The sequence below is a fragment of the Neobacillus sp. PVCKKU3 genome (assembly GCF_058323225.1).
Window position 1 is genome coordinate 1 of sequence record NZ_JBLVQN010000031.1, and the last position, 23,900, is coordinate 23,900.

A 23,900-nucleotide genomic window follows, 5' to 3' on the forward strand; every position below is an offset into this window, starting at 1 on the left:
CTATTGGCGACCCAACTCACTGGGTTTCCTTTATTTCGGTAGCCAAGAACCCCTATTGGCGACCCAACTCACTGAGTTTCCTTCATTTCGGTAGCCAAGAATCCATATTGGAACCGGTTTTGGTAAATGGCATTTAATTTGACCCTAATTTTTCGTTGAACAAAAGTATTGTCACTTGATATTTAACTAATTTATTATCTGTCAATTCTTCTTTAATCGCCCTTCAAATCCTTGATACGACAACAAAAAAGGCATGCGTCAATTCGCATGCCAATTAATATGCCAAATGCCTTCGTGCACCTCTTAACAGTACCCTTTAAAAAAATAGTTCCAGGCTTTTTTCATGCTTAATGTATGTTTTTAAATCCGTATTTTTTAAAAATATCCATCGATGTTTGATTTTGAAGGTATTCGAGAAACAACTTGGCTTCTTTTGGATGTGCCGTTTCTTTTACAACACCTACCGGATAGATAATGGGAGTGTGGGTGTTGTCCTCTGCCGTTGCTGCTATTTTAACCTTTTTGGAGGTTAAGGCATCGGTTTTATAGACAACTCCCGCATCCACATTACCGGTTTCAACATAGGTAAGGACTTGGCGGACGTCTTTTGCGTAGACCACTTTACCTTGAAGGAAATTCCAAATATTCAATGCTTCGAATGTTTCCTGCGCATATTTTCCGGCAGGCACCGATTCCGGGGTACCAACCGAAATGTTTTCCGCGAGCGAAACATCTTTAAAATTATTAATACCTTTCCTATTGTCCTTCGGAACAACTAGCACCAGGTCATTTCCCACAAGATTAATGCTGTTTTTCTTTTCAATATCGCCTTTTTGGACCAATAAATTGAATTTATCCTCTGCAGCGGAAAAGAACAAATCTACAGGCGCTCCTTGAGAAATTTGCTGCTGCAGCGCTCCAGAAGCACCAAAGTTATAATTTATTTGTACATTGGGATTGGCTTTTTCAAAGCTTGCTTTAATATCATTCAAGGAATCTTGCAGACTTGCGGCAGCGGAAATGGTTAATTCCACTTTAGCATCTTTCTTATCCGTTTTATTGGCTTGATTATTGGAAGAACATCCGGATAGGACTAACACTAACAACAGTGCTGTGAAAAATATTTTTTTCACCCGATGTCCCCTCTCTCCATTAACTCCTCATACAAAACCACCGCATGGTTATAGACCGTGTCCTTCGCGCCATATAAAAGCGTTACGTTTTGAGAAGCTGCCATCTCAAATATTTGACTAGTTAATCGAAGCTTCTCCTCATCAGTACGGAGTTCTTGAATATACCGGCTGCGAAAATCGTCAAACAGCTCCGGTTTGTGGCAAAACCACTTTCTAAGATCTGGGCTTGGCGCGATCTCTTTATACCAATGATCTAGCCTTGCCGTATCCTTCGAAATCCCCCTTGGCCAAAGCCTATCCACCAAAACCCTGCACCCATCCGATTCATCGTAAGGCTCATATACTCGCTTTAAAAAAATATTTGCCATTAATCCTCATCCTTTACGTCCAAGTCTTCAGGTATGGGTTCACTCAAGATTTCCTCTACAAGCTGTTTGTATTTTTCCATTTGTTTTAGATGGGTGTTAAATTGTTCTTTGTTGATTAAGTAATCACTGCCGTCAAAAAGAGCGCGGATTTTTTTCTGCTGAATGAGCTTTTTAACGTCAGCTTCTGATGTGGATAAAAACTCTGCTGTTTCTTTTATTGAAAGGTACATTTAATTTCCTTCTTTCCTTAAACAAATAGCTTCGACAACATGGCCTTCCCGTCCATGTGTGGTAACGGCCTGGGTCAAGGAATTAAGAATCGCTTCCTCCGCCGCTTCAGCTGCTGCGGCAAATAGCTGATTCATAATGGGATGGTCTTCGCGAAGCTGTGTCCGTGTTTCAGCCGTCTCATCTGAAAAATGAGGAATTTTATGAGCGTTTGAAAAGGCAATCACAATATCGCCGCTCCCGTGACTGAAATGACTACCTGTCCGCCCAAGACCAATTCCGCAACGCTTGGCCACGCGTTTTAGCTGCCGGTCGCTCAACGGGGCATCAGTCGCTAAAACGATAATAATGGAACCGTCAGCAGTTTCTGAAAGCCCGCCTCTGGTTTCATATTGAAAGCCGCGGAAATCTTCTTTTCTGCCAAAATTACTGAGGACCATGCAGCCCACTGTATAGCCTGATGCCACTCGGGATGATGAGCCTATCCCTCCCTTGTAACCAAAACAGACCATCCCTTTTCCGGCACCAACGGCCCCTTCTTCAGCTTGCTGATTGGAGGCCTTTTTGATCGCTTCAATGGCATGCTCGGGTTTAACCGGAAACTTACGAATTGAGTTTAAATGGCTGTCATTGCATTCCCCAACCACAATATTGATGGTTCCGGTCGTATCACCAATTTCTGGATTTTCCTCCAGCATATATTCAAGCGTGCCTTGAGTCACTGCCGGGACTCCAAAGGTGTTTGTTAACATAATCGGCGATTCGAGAACACCCAATTCATTTACCTGTACGAGTCCGGTTGTTTTGCCGAAACCATTCAGGACACAGCTTGCTGCCGTCACTTTTTCTTTAAAGATGTTTCCACTATGGGGTAAAATGGCGGTTACTCCCGTACAAGCATAGTCGGTGCCTGTTTCGTTTAAAGGATAATCTAATGTCACGTGCCCTACCATTACCCCCTGGACGTCAGTTATGCAGTTTTTTTCGCCCGTCGCAATCTTTCCAATCGACATACCCATTTCGCGAATTTTCATCGTGCTGCACCCGGCCGGTGGTCAAGGAAGTTTTGTGAGGCAAAGCCCCTAACCTCTTCTTCACTGTAATGTTTTAAAAGTTCATTGATCAGGTTTTGCGATTTCCCAGCATTCTCTAAATCAATGATAAATTGGGAGATTCCATCAAAATCCGACCCTAAGCCAATTAGCTTTACCCCGCCAAGGGAGCAGAAATGGTCAATATGCTTGATGAGGTCACTAATATGCGCATCCCCGGATTCATTAATAAATGGCGGATTATAGACGACATGGATCAGCCCGCCCTTTTGGAACATTGCCGCAGCTTGCTCATCAGTTAAATTACGCGGATGATTACAAAGGGATTTGGCATTGGAGTGGCTCGCAATCGGGTAATCTGCAAGTTCTATAACATCCCAGAATGCTTTTTCGCACAAATGAGAAACATCCGTTAAGACTTGATGTTCATTGTTTAATTGCACGATTTCCTTACCAAATAGTGTAAGCCCCGCTCCGCGCGGCTCGCCGGCACCGTCAGCCGCCAAATTGGCGTTATTCCAGGTAAGACCGACAGAACGGACACCTAATCGGAACAATGTACGCAACTTCATAAGATCATTGCCAATTGCGTCGACACCTTCAAGCGTCAGCATCGCGCCAATCTGGCCGATTTTGAGCTGGTCAAAATCAGTCCAATTCTTTATATGTACCATATCGGGATTTTCCCCTAAGACTTCCTTATAAAAATAATCAACTTGCTCCAGCGCTGCCTGGAACTTTTGGTCGGATGGGATATCCGGTTCGATAAAGATCGCAAAGCACTGTACCTTGATTTTGCCTTGCTGCAGGCGAGCTTTGTTTGTCTCCAATTCCGGGGCATCGACAAAGTGCAGCTTACCTTTACCTTCCGAAAGCTTAAGTAATGCATCACAATGCAGGTCAATGATATTCATGTTGGCCGACTCCTTTTTTAAGGAAATTGTATCATAAAAAAAGCTAGCGGTTATAACCTAGTATTTAAATCGTAAATATTCAATTTTGCAGTCCGTCTTATTTTTGGAAGGACTTTATCCCACCTTGTAATAATTACGTACACTAACAGAATACTAGTATGGAAAGAATATATGTCAGATATAGAGTTCAGGGGGGATGGTGCGTATGGAAAGGCAACAATTGGCAAGAAGAATTTCGGTTGCGTCCGGCAAAGAACTAGCGGATACAGTTATTAAAAACGCAAAAATTATTGATGTTTTTAATGGGGAAATGATTGAAGGGGACATTGCAATTGCAGATGGTTACTTTGCGGGCATTGGCACATATGAGGGGAAACAGGTGATTGATGCAAATGGAGCTTATTTAACTCCAGCCTTCATCGATGGTCATGTTCATATCGAGTCATCCATCGTCACACCTGCCGAATTTGCCAAAGTTCTTCTCCTGCATGGTGTAACGACTATTATCACAGATCCACATGAAATTGCCAACGTTCTGGGTACCGAAGGAATCCAATATATGCTTGATGCTTCCGAAAACCTGCCGTTTGACTTTTACTTTATGCTCCCTTCCTGTGTCCCTGCGACTGAGTTCGAACATTCCGGTGCTGTATTAAAAGCCGAACATTTAAAACCTTTTTTTCAGCAGCCAAAAGTTCTAGGATTGGCTGAAGTCATGAATTTTCCTGCAGTTCTTAACTGTGACAAGGACATGCTCGAAAAGATTTCTACTTCTAATGCCTTTGGGAAAAAAATTGATGGCCATGCAGCTGGTCTTTCCGCAAATGATATAAATGTGTACATGGCTGCCGGCATCCGAACCGATCACGAATGTACGAACGCTGCAGAAGCTAAGGAACGGCTCAAGCGGGGTATGTATGTTATGATCCGCGAAGGCACTGTGGCCAAGGATTTACGTCAATTGATCCCCGTCGTCAATGAGCATAATTCCCGCCGCTGTTTATTCGTAACAGATGATAAACATCTTGACGACCTGCTTCATGAAGGAAGCATCGATCACAATGTTAGGCTGGCGGTAGCATCGGGCATCTCCCCAATTACCGCTATTCAAATGGCAACGATCAACGCGGCAGAATGTTTTGGACTTGAGGAAAAAGGGGCTATCGCTCCCGGATATAAAGCAGATTTCATCATCATGGAAGATCTTGAAACGATTAAAATTGCCGATGTTTATAAGGACGGTACAGCTATTGTCAAAAAAGGAGCCATTGTAGACTTTCCAGAAAGCAGCCAGCAGGAACTCCCAAGCTCTTTAACCCATACCGTTCGTTTCCATGAAATTTCCGAGGAGGAATTTCAAATTCCAGTTCAATCCCACAAGGCAAACATCATTGAAATCATCCCAAATAGCTTGGTGACACGTCATATCGTTGAACAGGTGGAAACAAATGAGTCCGGTTTCTTTCAATGCTCTTTGGATAAAGACCAGCTAAAATTGGCCGTGATCGAACGCCATCACCAGACTGGTTTTATCGGTTTGGGAATTGTCAAAGGTCTGGGGCTGAAATTCGGTGCCATAGCGACTACAATCGCCCATGACTCCCATAATCTTGTTATCGCCGGCACAAACGATCAGGATATGGTGATGGCCGCCAAAACCATCAAGGAGATGCAAGGCGGGATGGTGGTTATAAAACAAGGGAAAATCATCGCCGCACTAAAACTGTCCATCGCGGGATTGATGTCGGACCGCCCCTATCAAGAGGTTTACGCCAATCTGAACAATATCCATAGTGCACTAAACCAGTTAGGAGCAAATCACCAGTTCAACCCATTTTTAACTCTTTCCTTTTTAACCCTGCCGGTCATACCGGAATTAAAGCTGACCGACATAGGCTTGTTTCAGGTTTCCAAGTTTCAGCATATCTCGATCGATGCAGAGTAACGATTTGATTTGTTATAAAGTACAAAAAAAGAACCCCGTTAAGGTTCTTTTTTTTCTGTCTCTGATTGAATCACTTTTAGGCCGCTGTTTTCCCTGCCCGTTTCCACGATATGCTTCAACACAGAAAGCCTATTGTTCCAGAATTGTTCATAGAACTGCTTTAGCTCCGAGAGCGGTTCAGGATGGAGCCGGTAAATTTTTTCACGGCCTTCCTTTCGTCCGCTGACCAATTCCGCCTCGGAAAGGATTTTCAAATGCTTGGCAATAGCCGTCCGGCTTATCGAAAAATGCGATGTGATTTCCGAAATCGGCAATTCTTTTTCAGAGAGAAGCTTTAGCACTTCTCTCCTGGTAGGGTCTGCAATTGCCTGAAACACATCATGCTTTTGTGCTGCTGCAGACACTTAGCCCTCCACAATCCTTTTTAATTTTTCGATAATGCCATTCCAGCCGCCAGACATGTGTTCACGAATGACACCAGATTTTTGACCGGCTTTACCGATGACTTCATCAGCAGGCTTCCAACCGCCATGAATTAACGTAAACTCCGTTTTCCCACCTAAATCTTTCAAAATAAAGGATGCAAACCAGCCTTCTGTATCCCATTTAAATGAAAGACGATTGGGCGGATCAAATTCGGTTACTTTACAAGGAGACGGACCAAATGGAGATTGCAGGTGAAACTCATGACCCACTTCCGGTTTGAAGTCGTTTGGCATGAACCATTCCCCAATCGCTTCAGCCGTAGAAACATGCTCCCATACTTTTTCAATTGGTGCATCAATAACAATCGATTTCTTGATATCTTCTAGTGTATTTACCATTCCAATTCGCCTGCTTTCTAAAAAAATATACAACCATTCGGTTTCACATTTTTGATTATATAAAACCATTTGGTTTCATGTCAATAAAAATTTCTTTATTACTTTCTCCAAAAACAAATATAAAAAATCCCTTCCATAAAGCAGGAAGGGATTATGAGGTCTGTCGAATCATCTTTCTTTGAAAAACCAAATGCTCTAACAAGAAACATAAAATAAGGCCTATGAGCAGCCCGTTGGAAACAATATTCCGCAGCCACGGAGCGATATTTTCAAACGCTTGGGGCGGTAAAAACATGATGCCGATTCCTGTCATTAAGGAAATTCCAATCACCATTAGGTTCCGTCCCGTCGGCTCCTGCCCCATTAAATCGCGGATGCCAAAGCCAAGCAACTGTGTAAACATGGTAAAGAGGGAAGCATAGGCAACTTCTAAGGGCAGGGTTGCTAAAAATCCCCCTATATATGGAAAAAACCCTGACACAGTGATTAATATTGCCCCTATGATAAGTGGGAGCAATTTTTTAATGCCAGTGGTCATGATGAATCCAGCAGAAATAGCCAGCGGGATGACGCCCACTACGGAAAAGAGTCCTGAGAAGAATAAACCAACTCCATTCCCAAAAATCCCCTTTTGATACTGATTAGGCTTGACCCTTTTTTCTAAAGCCAGTCCAACTACCAAAACGCTGGAGATCACGTTGGAAATGAGGACGACCGAAGTAAGGAGAGTGGTAAGTATAATCCCAATATCAAACTTCGGGGTTCCCCAAGCAAACATCTTCGGAATACTGAACCATCTGGAGGGCTCGTAAGACTGATTTGTATCAATCAAACCGAGGAAATGGAACATAGTCCAGCCAACAATGATTCCAACAAGCGGTCCTAAGCTCCTTAATATGCCATTGGTTTTCAGTGATATGAATAAAATAATGAAAATAACAAGGAAACTAATAAGTGTAATTTTTCCGTTTAAATGGCCGGTCGCGGTGAAGCCAAGCATGCTTTTTAAAAACGAACCGCTTAATTGACTGACCAGCAATATTAAGTAAACGCCAGTTACAATCGGTGTAAATAGGAGGCGTATTTTTTCAATAATCGGCAAAAATCCGATAATGGCCAGTAATATTCCGGCGATGATTAACCCCATTTCTAATTGCTGAAGCACATTTCCTTGATTGGCCGGGGTACTCATAGTCCCAAGCAGAATAAAAATGGCCCACCACATTCCTGCTGCCCCTTCCACAAGGGGAAGACGATGACCGAAAAAAATCTGAATTAAGGTAGCAATTCCTGTTACAAACAGCATGCGCTGCATAAAGTCAGCGATTTCAGCCGGTGCCATATGAAAGGCTGCTCCAACAACGACCGGCACTGCAATTACGTTCGTTAACATAAAGACAGCCCACTGAATTCCCTGGACACTAATAATCAATCCGCTATCCTTTATTGTTTGTTCCTTCATGATAAAATTTCCTTCCTTCTAGACAGCAACTGAATCCTGCTTTTCCGCGCCTTTTTGGTAGTATTTTGCGATAAAATGTCCATTTAAAGACGCTAATATTTGTTGGAAAAGCATCCCTACCACTACCGGAACGGCCACCGCCGGCGGGAAATACGTGACGCTGATGACAGCCCCGGCACTGATATTTCTCATTCCCCCTGAAAAGGTCAAGGTGATAGCCGTGTCCCGGTCGCCAATCAAAAGCCTCCCTAGGAAAAAAGAAAGCAAATATCCGCACAGTGCAATAACAAAGACTGTCATCATAATGCCGATTAGTTTAAGGTCAATATTTCTTAGATAGGGAGCAACAACCGCTCCATTCAGCATCACCACAACACCCATACTAATTTTTGAAAATGGGGCAAGCTTTACCCCTAATTGTTGATTTATTTTTCCTTTTGTCCACTGGTTTAACAGCATGCCGATAATGGATGGGATCACGATCATTCCCAATAATCCTTTCATGATATCGACATAATCCATTTCGATTTTTTGTCCCATAAAAACCGAGAGAGAATATGGAACAATGATTGGTGATAACAGGGTGTCGATTAAAATAATGGATAACACAAGCGGAATATTCCCTTTATAAATAGAAACCCAAACAAAGCTCGTAATGCCTGTTGGAATGACCATCCCTAAAATTAAACCCGTAATGGTATAGGCATCATTTGGGAAAGTGATATGCCCCACTCCCCAGGCAAACAGCGGCATGAGAATATGGAGAATCAGCATTGCTATAAAAATTGGAAAAGGATGAAGCATCGCATCCTTCAACGATTTAAAATTGGAGTTTAAGCTTCCGGCAAAGGTCATAAAAGCGAAAATCCACGGGATTAAAAAGGAAAAATCCTTTATATAAGCACTTAAGATAACCCCGGTTATAACACTAACCGGGGTTATAAATGGCATAATTTTCTCTAGTTTTTTATTCAATTTTTGCAGCATAAAGGGTCGCTCCCTTTTTTAATCTTCAAGTGACTTTAAAAAGTCCTTCCAGGCTGTGACTCCGCCTTCCAATAGCGTGACCTGATAATTTTCTCGGTCAAGGATATTCGCGCACTTTGCTGCCGAATTCCCGGTCGTGCAGGTAACAATGACCTCTCTGTCTTTCGGTAAGGTAAGCTGTTTGTCCTTATTTTCTTCAAGTTCAAATATTTCTGTTTTTGGAATGTTGCGGCTTTCAACATGGGAATCTTCTATGTGAAACTCGTTGTATTTCTCGTTTGCCCGGACATCCAAAATCATAACATTTTCTTTTCCTTGTAATCTTTCATGCAGCTCTTTGGCTGTAATTTTTTCCACTGTCACTACGAACACCCCCCATTCAAAAGAATAACACAATTTTATTATTTGGGAATGTAATATCTTTCGTTAATCGAAAAAAAGCTGAACAAAAAAGACTTCCACTGTTGTATAATGTTCCCATCAATTGAGGCGAAAGAATAAAACGGTGTATGGCGGTAAGGCAAAGCACCTCTTGCTTCTATAAATACTAAGGGCGCTTGAATAGTATTTTTCAAGCGCCCTCTTAATTAATCAAAGCTTTTCCTATCCCCATGCGGACTATGCTTTCTTAGGCCGGATACCGGTACAATCGCCCTTTCCCCCAAATAAATCCTAGCCTCGCTGACAATCGCAATTAGGACGGTTCCGATAGCAAGGTGAAGGACAGCCCACGGGATGGAAATCGAAGTTTCAATAACGGCTGCACCAATGACCAATTGAAATAAGACAGTTAATGCCCCCAACAATAAACGTTTCTGAAGACCCCTTCCCCAGTTTTTTGAAAAAGACCAGTATGTCAAAAGTAGGATGTAAACGGCGGAAATACCGGCAAGACCACGGTGGAGAGTTTGCAACAACTCTGGTGTACTTGAAGGAAAAAATGTTTGCCGGCAGCCAAGCCACCCGCAAGCCATACCAAACGATTCATGTTTAATATAAGCGCCAAATGCAAGTGTACATGTCAGAAGAATGAGTAATATGTTCAAATGGATAGAAGCGGTTTGAGTCTTTTCAGTAATGAAGCCAACCCGGCTAGCCTGATTTTGAAATCCCGGGTATCTCCAAATCCAAATTAAGCAAGCAAGAAAAGCAAAAGCGATGATGAGATGGATGGTAATAATGATGGATGGCAAATCGGTGACTACAACAATCGCACCAAGCAGGATTTGAATAATAAGAAGCCCTAACATCGATAAAGCGGCTAAACGGACAACTTGTTCCTTCTTTGCCCTGAAAAGCTTCACAAATAGCACCAGGGATAGAATTCCAAGAAGCGCACCAATTACCCGATGACCAAACTCGATTAAGGTGGCCCCTTTTAATACAGGAACTACTTCCCCATTACATAACGGCCATTCCGGCCCACAGCCCATTCCGGAATCAGAGGAAGCCACATAGCCGCCAAACACAATTAAGAAATACGTGAGAAGCATACAAATAAATGCTAACCGTTTGATTGTCACCTTTCGTCCTCCAATTTAGGGAAAATTTTGAATCTATTTACAATTTAACAAAAACGGGCAATCATTTCGGTGATATGCATCACGATTCTGCCGTTAGGAACCAAATTTCCGCCATAAACATACCGTATACTGCTATGCTGTTTTGCTATAAAAGGAGTGTTATGATGTATTACAACCCTTTTCATTATCCTGTAAATCCGCCAATGACATATTATCCTGCCTACACCATACACTTTCCTCCGCCAAGGGCCTACCCGCCAGTGGATACGAAAATTTTTGAACAATCCATCAAGTCTTTCCGTGTTTTAATGAGGCAGGGGAGCCTGCTGCTCGATCGGCTTAGTGATGTCGGATTTGCCCGCAAAATCATGAACGCCGCTCAGCAAGGGAAGCACGCCGAGGTTGACAGCCTCATTAAATCGATTGGACTCACCATTCCTGTTGGCACAAGGTTTACTCCATCAGGTGTAGCTTTCATTCTCACTACACCAGGCACTCAGGCTCAGCCTGCAGACTGCTGCACTTTAAGTATTAACATGAAATGGGGGCAATGAATTACCCTAATCGGCATCTTCAGATAACTTCCTTCCGAGCGGCAGCCTAAGGTATTTTTCTAAAGAAAACTCGCCGACTGGCGAGCCCCATAAGGGCGGTTCATGAGGCGTAGTTGCACTTATACTTTCTTATTAGCCAAATAAAAAGTGGTACCCATTAAAAACGGATACCACTTTTATTGCGTTCAAGATACATCTCAATCTCGTCTGCCGGTAATGGTTTACTGAATAAGTAGCCTTGGCCGACAGCACAGTCATTTTGCTGCAGGAACTCCAATTGATCTCCAGTTTCAATGCCTTCTGCAATGACTATATAATTCAGGTTTAACCCCATATCAATAATTGTTTTTACCAGCATTTCTTGGCTTGCAAGGAAAGGTACATCCTGAACAAAGGATTTATCGATTTTGATTTTATGAATGGGAAGACGGTTTAAATAGCTTAACGAGGAATAACCCGTCCCGAAATCATCAATGGATAAAAGCACTCCCATCCTCTCCAATTGATGAAGGATGTAAGACGATCTTTGCAGATTCTGCATGATGCTCTCCGTGATTTCCAATTCAAGAAGCCCTGCATCGAGTCCTATTTCTTCCAAAACCGCTGCAGTATATTCAATAAATTGATCATCTTCGAACTGGCGTACCGATACATTGACAGCGATTGGAAAATCCGCTATTCCCGCTTTGCTCCAATCCTTCCTTTGTTTGCAGGCTTCCCTAAGAACCCACTTGCCAATTGGGACAATCAGCCCCGTCTCCTCAGCAAGCGGTATAAATTCAGAGGGTGGAACAAATCCGTGTTCCGGGTGATCCCAGCGGATTAATGCCTCCATTCCCACGATTTCCCCGGTTGTCAAGGAAAATTGCGGCTGATAATAGAGCATCAGCTGGTTGAATTCCAATGCTTTACGCAGACCATTTTCCAATTCCATCTTTCGGACTGATATTCCATTTAAACTAGATGAATAAAATTGAAAGTTATTCCCGCGCTCTTTTGCCTTATACATGGCGGTATCGGCATTTTTTATTAAACTTTCCTCATCAGCGCCATCTTCAGGATAAAGACTAATTCCTATACTTGTTGAGACAAAGAATTCCTGATTATTTACGCAGAAGGGCTTTGAAAAGGCAGTTAGGATTTTTTCGGCTATATAGGTCACTTGCTCCTTATCGGTGTCTTCTAGTAAAATGATAAATTCATCTCCACCCTGCCGCGAAACAATCCCATTCTGTTGAACTGCACCTTGCAATCTGCCTGCTGCCATTTGAAGGATTATATCCCCAATAGAATGGCCTTTCGTATCGTTAATAATCTTAAAGCGATCCAGGTCTAAAAATAACACAGCCGGTTTTTGGTGTTGGTGATTTGTTACTGCCTCAGTTAAGTGGGCCTTAAAGCTGTTTCGATTTGGCAAGCCGGTTAACGCGTCATAGTAAGCCATTTTTTTAATCGTTTGCTCTGCCCTTTTCCTTTCCGTAATATCCCTGCCGACAACTTGCACAGCAAATCTGCCTTCGAAAAGAATTGGGGTTGAAGCCATTTCGACATCTATTAATTCACCATCAAGCCGTTTTACCTGAAATTCGAAACTTACTCTTTCCTGAATAGGGTTATCATAGGAACCAACCCTTCTTCGAATTGTCCGGATAATGTTATCGGGAACGTAATTTAATGGCGACTTGCCAATCAGTTCCTCCGGATAGGCTGCGCCCATCAGCCTCCATCCAGCCTCGTTAATATATTCAATTTTCTCCTCACTAACAACAGCGATGATGTCAGGGGACATTTCTACTAAACTGCGATAGCGGTCCTCACTTTCCTTTCTGTCGGTAATATCAAATAGTACACTACTAAAATAAACAAAGTTTCCTTTGGAATCCAAAGTCGGGAAACCCCTGTCATAAATCCATCTCACCTCACCGTTAGGCCGGATAATTCGATACTCACTTGTAACTGTTTCCCCAAGTGCTATTTTATGCTCACGTTCAGATATGATCGGTAAATCATCCGAAAAAATGACCTTTTTCCATAAAGCATGGTCATGATAAAAGTCTTCTAACGATACTCCATACAATTTTTCAATCCCTTGAGTAATGAAAAGTTGCTTGGTTTTGAGGTCATGGGACCAAATCGCTACATCTAGGGAATCATAAATATTTTTTAACTTTTGTTCATTTTTTTCATATTCTACTGATTTTTTTCCCATTTCCTTTAAGGTGACCAGGAGAAAAGGGATGGTACATACAATCACAGCAATTGTTGTAAAATGAAATAGTTTTATAGATGGAAAATTGAAAGAAACAATTAAATCAAGTAGCTCTGAAAAAACAAGCAAACAAATGATGATCATCCACTTTATTCGAAAATTTGCCAATTTCATTTCCATCAACGTTCTTTCCCCTTTTTTCGCTTCGAAAATCATTAATTTTAAAATAACAAAAAACATCTAACTTTACAATTGTTGTTACAGCGGAAGTGGCAACGTTTTCAATGATAAAAAATACGAGCAGCCGCCTTGAATTTTGTACCGTTCAAGGAACTGTCAAAACATTTCGAACAAACTTTGAACTTATTACTATAGCCATGTTTTTTACTGAAAAATTCTATATATTGGAAGTAGAAAGAAACAAATAAATTTTTGAAAGGTGGAATGAGTTATGTTTAACAAATTCTTAAGGGAGAACAAAGTCTCCGCAGCCATCTTACTTGTTATCCGCTTATACCTTGGTTACGCTTGGTTCACAGCAGGTCTTCATAAATTAACAGGCGGCTTCGATGCAGCAGGATTCTTAAAAGGAGTGACAGCAAACCCTGTAAAAGGTCCAGATGGAGCTGTTGTTTACGGCTGGTATGTAGAATTCTTAAAAGGTGTGGCCCTGCCAAACGTAGATCTCTTCAACTTTATCGTCCCTTGGGGTGAAATGTTAGTTGGTCTTGGATTGTTGCTTGGATGTTTGACAACTGCAGCTATGTTCTTCGGTCTCGTGATGAACTTCGCCTTCTTCTTAGCCGGAACTGTATCTCATAACCCTACTGACATCTTCCTTGGCTTTATCATTCTAGCAGCCGGCTATAACGCAGGACGATTTGGTTTAGACTACTGGGTAGTTCCTTTCTTCAGAAAAATGACCAAGAAACATGCCGCGACTGAAAAACCTAATACCACTGCTTAACAAACTGTAGCAAAAAGACGATTCGCAAAGTCGAATCGTCTTTTTTTATTTCAAGCGATATACCCTTGTTTCATATGGTTTTAAAATTGGTTCGTTCGTTTTTGGAACTTCATAATTATGAAGCAGCAAGGAGCTATTTTCAAAGTTAACTCCTTTTACCTTTGCCTTACTATCTGAAAGGTTAGCAATTACCAGCACCTTTTCCTTGCCAAGTGTTCTGGTGTAGGCAAATATTTGTGGGTCTTTTGCCAAAAGTAAATCATAGGTGCCATACGTAAACACTTCATTGGCCTTTTTCAAACGGATCATTTTTTTGTAAAAATTCAATATGGAGTCCTGGTCGTGTTCTTGGGCCGCCACATTAATTTTGCGATAATTTGGATTGACCTTTAGCCATGGAGTTCCAACGCTAAATCCAGCATTCACTTCATTTGACCACTGCATCGGCGTCCGGGAATTGTCGCGGCCGCTCGCCCAGATTATCTCCATGATGTCCTCATGTGGTACACCATCCGCGCGTTTCAAGCGGTACATATTTTTTGCCGACACATCATCATAATCCTCAATGGAATCAAAGCGGACGTTAGTCATGCCGATTTCCTGGCCTTGATAAATAAATGGCGTCCCCTGCATCAGAAAATAAATCGCAGCAAAGGCAGTGGCACTTTCCCGCCAGTATTCCTTATCATTTCCCCAGGTGGAGACTACACGGGCCTTGTCGTGGTTTTCAATAAAAAGGGCATTCCAGCCGCTTCCTTCCAGCCCTTTCTGCCAGCGCGACAGGACATCCTTAAATTCTACTATATCCAGTTCTTTTTTTACCTCAGCATCCCAAAGAGCAAGGTGCTCGAATTGAAAAATCATGTTGAATTTGCCCTGCTGTTCCCCGACCCAAAGCTCAACGTCCTTAGCATCATCAGCAGTGACACCATTTGCTTCACCAACCGTCATAATGTCATATTTGGAGAACGTCTCTTCCTTTAATTCCTGAAGAAAATCGTGTATCCCGGTCACGTTCATCATTTTTTCAAAGCACGGAACATAGGGAAGCCCCTTTGGATTCGGCATGTCGGGGAGGCCAGCTTCCTTTTTGATATGGCTGATGGCATCGACGCGGAAGCCGTCAATCCCTTTATCAAGCCACCAATTTACTGTTTGATAGAGGGCATGGCGGACCTCTTCATTTTCCCAATTAAGGTCAGGCTGTTTTTTTGAGAAAAGGTGCATGTAATATTGGTCAGTTGTTTCATCATATTCCCAAGCAGGCCCGGAAAAAATGCTTTCCCAGTTATTCGGTTCCTTTCCGCCCTTACCGTCGCGCCAAATATACCAGTCGCGCTTCGGATCGTCCTTAGAGGCGCGGGATTCAACAAACCATGGGTGTTCATCGCTCGTGTGGTTGATGACTAAATCAAGAATTAGCTTCATCCCTCGGCGGTGAGTTTCTTGTAAAAGCAAATCAAAATCCGCCATCGTTCCAAACTCTTTCATGATTTCCTGATAATTGCTGATATCGTAGCCGTTATCATCATTTGGCGACTCGAACATTGGGCAGACCCAGATAACGTCGATTCCTAAATCCTTAAGGTAATCAAGCTTCGTGATGATTCCCTGGATATCGCCAATCCCGTCTCCGTTCGAGTCCTTAAAGCTGCGTGGGTATATTTGATAGGCCACCGCTTCTTTCCACCATAATTTACTCATATCTTCCTCACTGACTTTCTATTTGTTAGTCCATTGTTAGTACTTACCTTTTTGGTGCGCATGATTTTCTTTCAATCAGCTTCGTCGGGATTGTAATTCGTTTTGGCAGGGTATCTGGATGCTCAATTTTTTCAATTAAACATTGCGTTGCCACCTGGCCGAGTTGAAAGGTACCGATATCCACTGACGTTAATGGAGGCTTCGAGTGCTCCGATAATGAAAGGTTATTAAAGCTGATAATCGAAATATCTTCTGGCACTCGAATGTTCAAAGCATCCAAGTGGCTGATGATTTCATACGCCATTAAATCGTCCTGGGTGACAAATGCAGTTGGCTGCACTTCCAAATTTATCAAAGATTGAATGGCATCCCGTCCATTTTCATTAACAAATCTTTCATGAACCAAATAGGCTTCATTTACGGGAAGACCCGCTTCTGTTAAAGCCATTCGATAACCATTTAAACGGTCATGAGCGACAACAAAGTCCAAATTCCCGCCCACGAAGGCAATGTTTTTATGACCAAGGTCAATCAAATATTTTGTCACCTGATTAGTTATAAAAATATTATCGTTGTCAACATACGTAATTCGTTCTTCATAGGTGCTTGGCCGGCCCACTACGGTAAATGGGAAGTCTATTTCGGAAAGGTACTGCATGGTGCGATCATTGACCCGTGAATATAACATGACAATCCCATCGACCCTTCTCCCATTTACCATCGACAGCACTTCCTCGTGAATCTCCTCCTCCGTTGAACCTGTGGAAAGGTAAATCCCGTATTTGCTGTCATGGGCATTCATGCTGATTCCTCGTAAGACTTCAGGGAAGAACGGGTTGCGGAAAGCATGATAGGCTGAGTTCGGCATAATGACACCGATCGTTTGGGTGCTTTTGGCGGCCAGACTTCTTGCTTGCAAATTAGGATAGTATCCTAATTCCTCCATGACCTCTTTCACACGCCTCTTAGTCTTCTCACTGATTCTCGGATTGTTGGCTATCACCCGAGAAACCGTTGAGGGCGCCACATTAGCTGCCTTTGCTACATCCTTAATCGTTACCACAGTGCTTCCCCCTAAGCCAATAAAGTTTGATTCTATTATATAGTAAATTTGTTATTTAACTGCACCTTCGGAAATCCCTTTAATAATTTCACGCTGGGCAAAGAAATAAGCAATGATGACTGGAATAATCGCAATGGTTAGTCCGGCAAGGGCCAGATGCCACTGCTTCGTATACTCTCCAAAGAAGAAGAACATCTTGAGCGGAATCGTCTCCATTCCTTCCTGGTTAATAACCAAGGATGGAAGCAGGTAGTCATTCCAAATCCAGATCGTATTCAAAATCGCGACGGTGACCGTAATTGGTTTTAACATTGGGAAGATGATATACCAAAAGATTTGGAATCGGTTAGCTCCGTCAATAGTGGCTGCTTCATCCAATGATTTAGGAATGCTATTTAATGTACCATGATATAAAAAGATCGATAAACTGGCGCCAAATCCGAGGTACATAAAGATAATGCCAGCGCGGTTCAACATTTCTAATTTCCCAAATATCGTCACCAATGGAATCATAACTGATTGGAACGGGATCAGCATTGCTGCAACAAACAGGAAGAATATAAAACTACTGATTTTGCTTTTATTCCGCGATAAAGCATATGCTGCCATCGATGAAAAAACAATGATCACCAGTACGCTGACCACTGTAATCAACACGGAATTCATGAAAGTTTGAAGAAAATTCAGCTCCGTAAAAGCTTCGATATAGTTATCGAAGTTAAAGCCTGCCGGAAGCTTTAGTGTATCCTCGAACATTTCACGCTTTGTTTTAAAGGAGTTCACAATCATTAAGTAGAAGGGAGAGAGCCAGATAAGACCTAATATAATACCTAGGATCTCAATGGGCCATTTATTTTTCCTCATTACATTTCAACCTCCCTCTTCTTATTGATGTATACCTGTGTTAAGGAAATGACAGCAACAATCACAAAGAAAATAACCGCTTTTGCCTGCGCATACGCCATTTCACTTTCAGTAAAGGCCGTTTTAAAAATTTCCATTGCCACCATTTGTGTGGAGTTATATGGTCCTCCGCCAGTAAGCGATAAGTTTTGGTCGTAAAGCTTGAACGTATTGGACAAAGTCAGGAACATGCTGACTGTAAAAGCAGGTGCGACTAATGGGAAAATAATATAGCGGAGACGTTGGAATGGACTTGCTCCGTCAATTTCTGCTGCTTCTATCAATTCACCAGGCACGCCTTCCAAATAGGCAATGTAGATGACCATGATGTATCCGGACATCTGCCAGCTCATTAAAATGACAAGTCCCCAGAAACCTGTTTGGGTAGTAGAAAGCCAGCCTTCTAAACTTTGAATTCCAAACACTGAACCAATTCCAGCAAACACTTTAATGAAAATAAACTGCCAGATAAAGCCAAGAATCAAGCCGCCAATTAAGTTTGGCATAAAGAAAATCGTTCTTAAGAACTTATTGGATTTAATTTTCGAAGTGACAATAAGGGCTAAAGATAAGCCAAAAAGGTTAATCAGAATAATGGAAACTACTGAAAATTTCACAGTAAACCACATGGAATCTAAAAATTCCTTATCATCCAAAATGGCCAAATAATTCTCAAGGCCAACGAAACTGCCTACTTCGATTCCGTTCCAATTAGTAAAAGAATAATATATACCAAATACCAGCGGGACGATCACAACCATAGATAAGGCCAACAGAACTGGTGCTAAAAATAGCCAATAGGATAAATCCCGAGTACGCATCATGGTAAAAAACCTCCAAGCAATAATCTCTATCTCTCGTTTTATAATGAGAGAAAAGGGGCTGATTGATAAGGGGAAGCTTCCTTACGAACCAGCCGCTTGTCTCTCAAACAATAATGGGTCCTTTTGTTAAGGACCCATTATAAATTTGTGTTAGAACAACGCCTTAGCGTTCATTGATTATTTATTTCTGGATTTCTCCCAGGCTGCTTGAGTAGCTTTCACAACTTCTTCCCACTTAGCTTCTTTGCTCAAGTATTTCTGGATTTGCACGCCAAGCTCGTTTTGTCCCCAGCCAGTTGGGTAACCCATGAATGTCCAGCCAATTGTTTTGCCATCTTGGGCATATTGATAAATTTCTTTTGAAAGCGGATCGCTGATTTTTGATGCATCAAAGCCATCATAAGCAGGGATAAATTTAAAATCGTTGATAACCGCTGCTTTACCTTCGTCAGAAGTATATAACCAGTCTAGGAATTTCTTCGATTCAGCAACAGTTGCTTTGTCCTTGTTGCTGTTTACGCCCCAGTACATTGGAATCCCTACAGGAATCGCATCTTCTTTGTAGCCTTCAACAGGGATTGGCAGGATGCCGATGCCTTTTTGGGCAAATTCCTTGTCAATGCCTTCGATGGAGCCATATACCCAGTTACCTTGCTGAATCAATGCTACTTTTTGCAGGGAGAACAATTCTTCAACCTGCTTAGAGTAATCTAAGCTTACAGTTGGCTGTACTGAATAATCGTTTTGCAGATCAAGCACTTTCTTGAATGCATCGCCGTATTTGAAGTCAACTTTTTTCGCGTTATATGCGTTTAATACGTTGTTATCAAATTCCGGAGCAAGGAACGCATTGGATAAGTGAAGACCAGTTACCCAAGTTTCTTTACCAGGAAGAGCAAATACCGCTTCAAGTCCAAGTTCTTTTTTCTTGGAATCTAATGTTTTAACTGCTTTTTCTAGGTCAGCATAACTCTTGATTGATTTTGCATCAATGCCGGCTTTTTCAAATACAGCTTTGTTGTAAATCAAACCGTAGCCCTCTTGGTTGTACGGTAAACCAAGAATTTTTCCGTCCTTTGATACTCCATCAAGAGTACCTTTTAAGGCCGCTTTTGATGCTTCAGTATCAGAAAGGTCAGCAAGTTTCTTCTGCCAATCTTCTACGTCCTGCGGGCCGCCAATGTTATAGATGGCTGGTTCTTTGCCAGAAGCAAATTTGGATTTAAGGGCCGCACCATAATCTTCACCGCCGCCAACAGTCGTGATGTTGATTTTTACACCCTTGTGTTCTTGCTCATATTTTTTAGCAACTGTTTCAAATTGCTTTTTAAATTCAACCTTAAATTGGAAAACATCAATTGTCACATTGCCTTTTGAACTTTCGTTGGAAGAGCCCTTATCAGCGTTTCCACATCCAGTTAAAAGAAGGCTTAGCGATAAAACCCCTGCACCTATGCCGGAAAATAACTTTTTCTTGTTCATCATTTACCCCCATGCTTTGCATAATAATTTTTGGTACATCGTCTTTTGCGCAGCTACCATATTGACAGAGATGTAGGTAGTATTGACAGATACGACTTCTAATACTCTATTAAAGATTTGCGAAATCGTTTGCACAATTCCGTATAGTAAAAAATCTGACTAATTTGTTAAAAGAAAGTCGAAATTCTCATCTATCAAAATACTATTTTGCGAAACCGTTTGCGCAAAAGTGCAAAAAAACATAATAAATCTAGCAGGCAACAATTCAATTTAACTGCGTATAACAGCCTTTGTCTATTAAGACCCCCTATCTCATTATGTAGCAATTAGTGAAAACGTTTGCACTAATCGGTAGATTCATATTAACACTTCCGGGCTAAATGTGCAAACATTTTTTTGCAGAGCCTGGATCCCCATCTTTAATCAGGACAGTTCGGGTTCAGGCCCTTGGTTAATTAGCGTGTTAAAGCGACTGCTTCATATGGCCGGAGTTTTTCTAAGTTTGAGCCTTCGTAATTTGAAAGAATGACGTTGTAATCAGAAATTCTTGTCAAAAGTTCATTTTCTATAACCACGTCCTTATCCCCAAAATTGCAAATTACAATCACGCATTCTTCTTTCCATTTACGTTCATAAGCAAACAATTCGGGGTGGTCTTCAAGCAGCAATTGAAAATCACCTTCGACAATAATGTCCAGTTCCTTTCTTAAGGCGATTAATTTTTGATAAAAATAAAAAATAGAATTCTTATCATCTAGAGCATTCTTCACATTTACTTCTTGATACCTCGGGTTCACCTTAATCCAAGGGGTTTCCGTGGTGAAACCTGCATGTTCCGAATCATCCCATTGCATCGGGGTTCTGGCATTATCTCTTCCCTTTGCATAAATAGATGCCATGATTTCCTCATGGGAATATCCTTGAGATGTCCGTTCCTTGTACATATTGATCGTCTCAATATCACGGTAATCTTCAAGAGATTTGAATTTCACATTGGTCATACCGATTTCCTCGCCTTGGTAAATATAAGGTGTTCCTTGCATAAAGTGCAGGCACGCGGCCAGCATTTTTGCTGATTCTACCCGATATTCTTCGTCATTGCCAAAACGTGAGACAATCCGAGGCTGATCGTGATTGTTCCAGTACAGGCTGTTCCAGCCCCTGTTATGTATAGCTGTTTGCCATTTGGCCAAGTTTTCTTTTAAATCGAGGAGATTTAAAGGCTTGAGATTCCACTTTCCACCGGGTGCGCTGTCAAGGTCCATATGCTCAAACGTAAAAATCATGTTCACTTCACGGCGGTTTGGATTCGTATAGAGAACTGCATCCTCCGGAGTGGTTCCAGGCATTTCCCCGACTGAGATGGTTGGGTACTGAGACAAAACTTCTTTATTCATTTCTTGTAAAAACTCATGAATTCTAGGGCCATTCATAAAATAAGGAGCGCCGTCACCAAATAATTGCCCGCTATGCAGCACTCCATCCGGCAGCCCTGGAGCTTTGGAAATCATGTTGATGACATCCATCCGGAAGCCGTCGACACCCTTTTCCAGCCAGAACTTCATCATCTGGTAAATCTCTTGGCGAACCTTTGGGTTTTCCCAATTTAAGTCGGGCTGTTTTTTTGAAAAAAGGTGCAAATAATATTCATTCGTCGCCTCATCGTATTCCCAGGCCGGGCCGCTGAAAAAAGACCCCCAGTTATTCGGTTCTTTTCCGTCCTTGCCTTCCCGCCAAATATAGTAATCACGATAAGGATTGTCCTGAGATTGTTTCGATTGGACAAACCACTCATGTTCATCAGAAGTATGATTGACGACTAGGTCCATCATTAACTTCATATCCCGCTTATGAATTTCTTCAAGAAGCAGGTCAAAATCAGCCATCGTTCCAAATTCGTTCATGATTTCCTGATAGTTCCGGATATCATAGCCGTTATCATCGTTTGGCGAATCATAGATTGGACTCAGCCAGATGATATCGACACCTAGTAATTTTAGATAATCCAGTTTTTCAATAATCCCCGGAAGGTCGCCAATTCCATCCCCGTTCGAATCACGGAAACTGCGCGGATAGATTTGATAAACGACGCTTTTTTTCCACCATTGGTCAGTTGTATTCATTTTTGCTGCTCCTTCCCTTCAATAACACCTACATCATAACACAACGGTCTTATTTTGAAAGGGCTGCCAATACAAAATAAAAGCAACCCGAATGACTGCTTTTTGCCTGTTAATCCTGTTGCTCCGTTGATTTTTGTTCTGCAATACTACCTTTCATTGTTTCAGTAATTTTTTCGTTCATTTCTATTTGCTCATTATCTAATTTGGTATCCCAAATACTATAGGGGATTGAATTGGGAGTGTTTTTCTTTGCCATTTTTCAAGCACCTCCAATTTCTATCATTTCTTTTATAAATAAAACTATGCAGGATAATGTGGGCATAAAAAAGATCCTCTGTGTTGATGAGGATCTTCACGATTTATTCATGGTCTGGGCTATTCACCATAATGCCGGCTACTTGTGTTAAGCGGTCATAGAATGCCTGTCCTGCAGGGGTCTGGTCAAGACCGATTTCTTGAAAAGCTTCCTTCATGCAGCGAAGCCAGCATTTCGCCCGTTTTGGTGTCACTTCGAACGGGAGATGGCGGTGTTGCATTGCAGGAGGGCCGAATTCCTGGCTGTAGAGTGCCGGACCGCCTGTAAATTGCGGCAGGAACAATTTCTGCTTCCGTTTGATTTCTTCCATATCCCCTTCAAATAATGGAGCTAAATCAGGATCGGCATAGACGCGCGGATAGAAAGCTTCCACCAGTTTATCAATCGTCTCTTGGCCGCCGATTTCCGAATAAAGTGTTTTTAGTTGGTATTCCAAAGTTCTACACCTTCCTCTGCAAAATTTTCCCTGTTTTTATTATTATACTGATTTACCTGACGGTGTTTCGTGATTTATATCACACTTTCTAACGAATACACAATTTCCCATTGTGTTTAATTCGGTTTGAATCAATTTTTTTAGCGATTGTGATATCCTAATATACTATAGGTTAAGCTGGCTTTTTAAAAAGCTGGCTTTCATGAGGTGAGACGATTGAAAAAAGCTTGGTTATTCGTAGCTTTAACTTGTTTATTTGAATTAATGTGGGTGTATGGATTTAATGTCGCTGAAACCTGGTGGCAGTGGGCAATCGTCATCGCGATTATTTTTACCGATTTTCACTTTCTGCCGGAAGCCTGCAAAGAACTACCGACTGGAACAGTTTATGCCGTTTTTTCCGGTGTTGGCACGATTGGGACCGTCATGATGGATGTCTTCCTTTTTGGGGAAGGATTCAGCAGCGGCAAGCTTTTGTTTATCGCGATTATTGTGCTTGGGGTGATTGGTTTGAATTTGGCGGACAACACGGATGGGAAAAAAGAAACGGCGAAGGAGGCTGCCTAAGGTGGGGTGGTTATTTGTCGTTTTGGCAAGTGTAAGTGAGATTATTGGTGCCGCCGGGTTAAAATTGTACAGTCAGCAGAAAACATTGAAAAATGGCGTGCTCTATATTGGCGGGTTCAGCGCATCATTCGGATTTTTATATACGTCTTTTCAATATTTGCAGGTAAGTATCTCCTATGCTGTCTGGATCGGAATCGGTACGGCCGGTGCCGTTTTGATTAATATGTTTTTGTTCGGTGAATCAAAAAATATCGGGCGGTTTGTTAGTGTTGGGTTGATTATTGTGGGAGTTATCGGGTTGCGTTCAGTTTCGTAA

25 protein-coding genes are annotated in these 23,900 nt (G+C 41.9%); 5 read left to right on the forward strand and 20 right to left on the reverse strand.

Going from position 1 to position 23,900, the window contains the following annotated elements; genetic code table 11:
• Nucleotides 1-347: 347 nt before the first annotated feature.
• The 5 genes from modA to ACNQGS_RS19420 are packed head-to-tail and all read right to left on the reverse strand — an operon-like array spanning nt 348 to nt 3,695.
• A complete protein-coding gene (gene modA / locus ACNQGS_RS19400) occupies nt 348-1,133 on the reverse strand; it encodes a molybdate ABC transporter substrate-binding protein (protein ID WP_491488787.1) in 786 nt (261 codons plus the stop codon).
• Nucleotides 1,130-1,501 (reverse strand): DUF488 domain-containing protein, encoded by a 372-nt coding sequence (locus ACNQGS_RS19405; protein WP_491488788.1) that lies wholly within the window; start codon nt 1,499-1,501, stop codon nt 1,130-1,132. Before ACNQGS_RS19405 ends, modA begins: the two co-directional genes overlap by 4 nt.
• A complete protein-coding gene (locus tag ACNQGS_RS19410) occupies nt 1,501-1,731 on the reverse strand; it encodes an excisionase family DNA-binding protein (protein WP_213146467.1) in 231 nt (76 codons plus the stop codon). Before ACNQGS_RS19410 ends, ACNQGS_RS19405 begins: the two co-directional genes overlap by 1 nt.
• Nucleotides 1,732-2,763, reverse strand: a complete 1,032-nt coding sequence (locus tag ACNQGS_RS19415) for a DmpA family aminopeptidase (protein WP_491488789.1) — start codon at nt 2,761-2,763, stop codon at nt 1,732-1,734. It abuts the gene before it with no gap.
• Nucleotides 2,760-3,695, reverse strand: a complete 936-nt coding sequence (locus ACNQGS_RS19420; protein ID WP_491488790.1) for a dipeptidase — start codon at nt 3,693-3,695, stop codon at nt 2,760-2,762. The genes ACNQGS_RS19415 and ACNQGS_RS19420 overlap by 4 nt, the downstream gene beginning before the upstream one ends.
• A 199-nt stretch (nt 3,696-3,894) precedes the next feature.
• On the opposite strand from ACNQGS_RS19420, the gene ade reads away from it, so the two are divergent.
• Entirely contained in the window at nt 3,895-5,640 is a 1,746-nt protein-coding gene (gene ade / locus ACNQGS_RS19425; RefSeq protein WP_491488791.1) for an adenine deaminase, read from the forward strand.
• A 38-nt stretch (nt 5,641-5,678) separates the two neighbouring features.
• On the opposite strand, the gene ACNQGS_RS19430 is transcribed toward ade, so the two are convergent.
• The 6 genes from ACNQGS_RS19430 to ACNQGS_RS19455 form a co-directional block, all read right to left on the reverse strand.
• Nucleotides 5,679-6,044 (reverse strand): ArsR/SmtB family transcription factor, encoded by a 366-nt coding sequence (locus tag ACNQGS_RS19430; protein WP_491488792.1) that lies wholly within the window; start codon nt 6,042-6,044, stop codon nt 5,679-5,681.
• Nucleotides 6,045-6,470 carry an SRPBCC family protein gene (locus ACNQGS_RS19435; protein WP_491488862.1) on the reverse strand — a complete coding sequence of 142 codons (426 nt, stop codon included), beginning with the start codon at nt 6,468-6,470 and terminating at the stop codon, nt 6,045-6,047.
• A gap of 145 nt (nt 6,471-6,615) precedes the next feature.
• The gene (locus ACNQGS_RS19440; RefSeq protein WP_491488793.1) at nt 6,616-7,926 is read right to left on the reverse strand and encodes a purine/pyrimidine permease; all 1,311 of its coding nucleotides are present in this window, start codon (nt 7,924-7,926) and stop codon (nt 6,616-6,618) included.
• 18 nt (nt 7,927-7,944) lie between these two features.
• Complete coding sequence (locus tag ACNQGS_RS19445) at nt 7,945-8,913, reverse strand: bile acid:sodium symporter family protein (RefSeq protein WP_213146461.1); 969 nt, start codon at nt 8,911-8,913, stop codon at nt 7,945-7,947.
• 18 nt (nt 8,914-8,931) lie between these two features.
• A complete protein-coding gene (locus ACNQGS_RS19450) occupies nt 8,932-9,276 on the reverse strand; it encodes a rhodanese-like domain-containing protein (protein ID WP_491488794.1) in 345 nt (114 codons plus the stop codon).
• A 224-nt stretch (nt 9,277-9,500) separates the two neighbouring features.
• Entirely contained in the window at nt 9,501-10,436 is a 936-nt protein-coding gene (locus ACNQGS_RS19455; RefSeq protein ID WP_491488796.1) for a COX15/CtaA family protein, read from the reverse strand.
• 164 nt (nt 10,437-10,600) lie between these two features.
• Here ACNQGS_RS19455 and ACNQGS_RS19460 point away from each other — a divergent pair, with 164 nt between their 5' ends.
• Entirely contained in the window at nt 10,601-10,990 is a 390-nt protein-coding gene (locus ACNQGS_RS19460; protein WP_491488798.1) for a YuzC family spore coat inner layer protein, read from the forward strand.
• A 157-nt stretch (nt 10,991-11,147) separates the two neighbouring features.
• Here the strand turns inward: ACNQGS_RS19460 and ACNQGS_RS19465 are convergent, their stop codons facing one another.
• On the reverse strand, nt 11,148-13,379 hold the full coding sequence (locus ACNQGS_RS19465) for a bifunctional diguanylate cyclase/phosphodiesterase (RefSeq protein WP_491488863.1): 2,232 nt from the start codon (nt 13,377-13,379) through the stop codon (nt 11,148-11,150).
• Between the two features lie 271 nt (nt 13,380-13,650).
• Between ACNQGS_RS19465 and ACNQGS_RS19470 the strand changes: the two genes are divergently transcribed.
• Nucleotides 13,651-14,166: a DoxX family membrane protein gene (locus ACNQGS_RS19470; RefSeq protein ID WP_491488799.1), complete on the forward strand. Its 516-nt coding sequence runs from the start codon at nt 13,651-13,653 to the stop codon at nt 14,164-14,166.
• 45 nt (nt 14,167-14,211) lie between these two features.
• Here the strand turns inward: ACNQGS_RS19470 and ACNQGS_RS19475 are convergent, their stop codons facing one another.
• The 8 genes from ACNQGS_RS19475 to ACNQGS_RS19510 form a co-directional block, all read right to left on the reverse strand.
• A complete protein-coding gene (locus tag ACNQGS_RS19475) occupies nt 14,212-15,870 on the reverse strand; it encodes a glycoside hydrolase family 13 protein (protein WP_491488800.1) in 1,659 nt (552 codons plus the stop codon).
• Between the two features lie 43 nt (nt 15,871-15,913).
• Nucleotides 15,914-16,933, reverse strand: a complete 1,020-nt coding sequence (locus ACNQGS_RS19480; protein ID WP_491488801.1) for a LacI family DNA-binding transcriptional regulator — start codon at nt 16,931-16,933, stop codon at nt 15,914-15,916.
• A gap of 51 nt (nt 16,934-16,984) precedes the next feature.
• Nucleotides 16,985-17,797: a carbohydrate ABC transporter permease gene (locus ACNQGS_RS19485; RefSeq protein WP_213146453.1), complete on the reverse strand. Its 813-nt coding sequence runs from the start codon at nt 17,795-17,797 to the stop codon at nt 16,985-16,987.
• Nucleotides 17,797-18,657 carry a carbohydrate ABC transporter permease gene (locus ACNQGS_RS19490; protein WP_213146749.1) on the reverse strand — a complete coding sequence of 287 codons (861 nt, stop codon included), beginning with the start codon at nt 18,655-18,657 and terminating at the stop codon, nt 17,797-17,799. Before ACNQGS_RS19490 ends, ACNQGS_RS19485 begins: the two co-directional genes overlap by 1 nt.
• Nucleotides 18,658-18,837: 180 nt before the next feature.
• The gene (locus ACNQGS_RS19495; protein WP_491488802.1) at nt 18,838-20,142 is read right to left on the reverse strand and encodes an ABC transporter substrate-binding protein; all 1,305 of its coding nucleotides are present in this window, start codon (nt 20,140-20,142) and stop codon (nt 18,838-18,840) included.
• Nucleotides 20,143-20,597: 455 nt separating this feature from the next.
• Nucleotides 20,598-22,265 carry a glycoside hydrolase family 13 protein gene (locus ACNQGS_RS19500; protein ID WP_491488803.1) on the reverse strand — a complete coding sequence of 556 codons (1,668 nt, stop codon included), beginning with the start codon at nt 22,263-22,265 and terminating at the stop codon, nt 20,598-20,600.
• Nucleotides 22,266-22,374: 109 nt separating this feature from the next.
• Entirely contained in the window at nt 22,375-22,521 is a 147-nt protein-coding gene (locus ACNQGS_RS19505) for a hypothetical protein (RefSeq protein ID WP_491488804.1), read from the reverse strand.
• 103 nt (nt 22,522-22,624) lie between these two features.
• The gene (locus ACNQGS_RS19510) at nt 22,625-23,017 is read right to left on the reverse strand and encodes a globin domain-containing protein (protein ID WP_491488805.1); all 393 of its coding nucleotides are present in this window, start codon (nt 23,015-23,017) and stop codon (nt 22,625-22,627) included.
• 207 nt (nt 23,018-23,224) lie between these two features.
• Between ACNQGS_RS19510 and ACNQGS_RS19515 the strand changes: the two genes are divergently transcribed.
• Both ACNQGS_RS19515 and ACNQGS_RS19520 read left to right on the forward strand, forming a co-directional pair.
• Nucleotides 23,225-23,584, forward strand: a complete 360-nt coding sequence (locus ACNQGS_RS19515; protein ID WP_378587412.1) for a DMT family transporter — start codon at nt 23,225-23,227, stop codon at nt 23,582-23,584.
• Between the two features lies 1 nt (nt 23,585).
• Nucleotides 23,586-23,900, forward strand: coding sequence for a DMT family transporter (locus tag ACNQGS_RS19520; RefSeq protein ID WP_491488806.1), 315 nt, complete (start codon nt 23,586-23,588; stop codon nt 23,898-23,900).

Excerpts from the sequence above, each read along its gene's own strand:
- ACNQGS_RS19445 (WP_213146461.1), bottom strand. The coding sequence starts at position 8,913 with ATGCTGCAAAAATTGAATAAAAAACTAGAGAAAATTATGCCATTTATA.
- ACNQGS_RS19420 (WP_491488790.1), bottom strand. The coding sequence starts at position 3,695 with ATGAATATCATTGACCTGCATTGTGATGCATTACTTAAGCTTTCGGAA.
- ACNQGS_RS19465 (WP_491488863.1), bottom strand. The coding sequence starts at position 13,379 with ATGGAAATGAAATTGGCAAATTTTCGAATAAAGTGGATGATCATCATT.
- ACNQGS_RS19490 (WP_213146749.1), bottom strand. The coding sequence starts at position 18,657 with ATGCGTACTCGGGATTTATCCTATTGGCTATTTTTAGCACCAGTTCTG.
- ACNQGS_RS19500 (WP_491488803.1), bottom strand. The coding sequence starts at position 22,265 with ATGAATACAACTGACCAATGGTGGAAAAAAAGCGTCGTTTATCAAATC.
- ACNQGS_RS19415 (WP_491488789.1), bottom strand. The coding sequence starts at position 2,763 with ATGAAAATTCGCGAAATGGGTATGTCGATTGGAAAGATTGCGACGGGC.
- ACNQGS_RS19475 (WP_491488800.1), bottom strand. The coding sequence starts at position 15,870 with ATGAGTAAATTATGGTGGAAAGAAGCGGTGGCCTATCAAATATACCCA.
- ACNQGS_RS19405 (WP_491488788.1), bottom strand. The coding sequence starts at position 1,501 with ATGGCAAATATTTTTTTAAAGCGAGTATATGAGCCTTACGATGAATCG.
- ACNQGS_RS19505 (WP_491488804.1), bottom strand. The coding sequence starts at position 22,521 with ATGGCAAAGAAAAACACTCCCAATTCAATCCCCTATAGTATTTGGGAT.
- ACNQGS_RS19485 (WP_213146453.1), bottom strand. The coding sequence starts at position 17,797 with ATGAGGAAAAATAAATGGCCCATTGAGATCCTAGGTATTATATTAGGT.
- ACNQGS_RS19470 (WP_491488799.1), top strand. The coding sequence starts at position 13,651 with ATGTTTAACAAATTCTTAAGGGAGAACAAAGTCTCCGCAGCCATCTTA.
- ACNQGS_RS19495 (WP_491488802.1), bottom strand. The coding sequence starts at position 20,142 with ATGAACAAGAAAAAGTTATTTTCCGGCATAGGTGCAGGGGTTTTATCG.
- ACNQGS_RS19410 (WP_213146467.1), bottom strand. The coding sequence starts at position 1,731 with ATGTACCTTTCAATAAAAGAAACAGCAGAGTTTTTATCCACATCAGAA.
- ACNQGS_RS19440 (WP_491488793.1), bottom strand. The coding sequence starts at position 7,926 with ATGAAGGAACAAACAATAAAGGATAGCGGATTGATTATTAGTGTCCAG.
- ACNQGS_RS19460 (WP_491488798.1), top strand. The coding sequence starts at position 10,601 with ATGTATTACAACCCTTTTCATTATCCTGTAAATCCGCCAATGACATAT.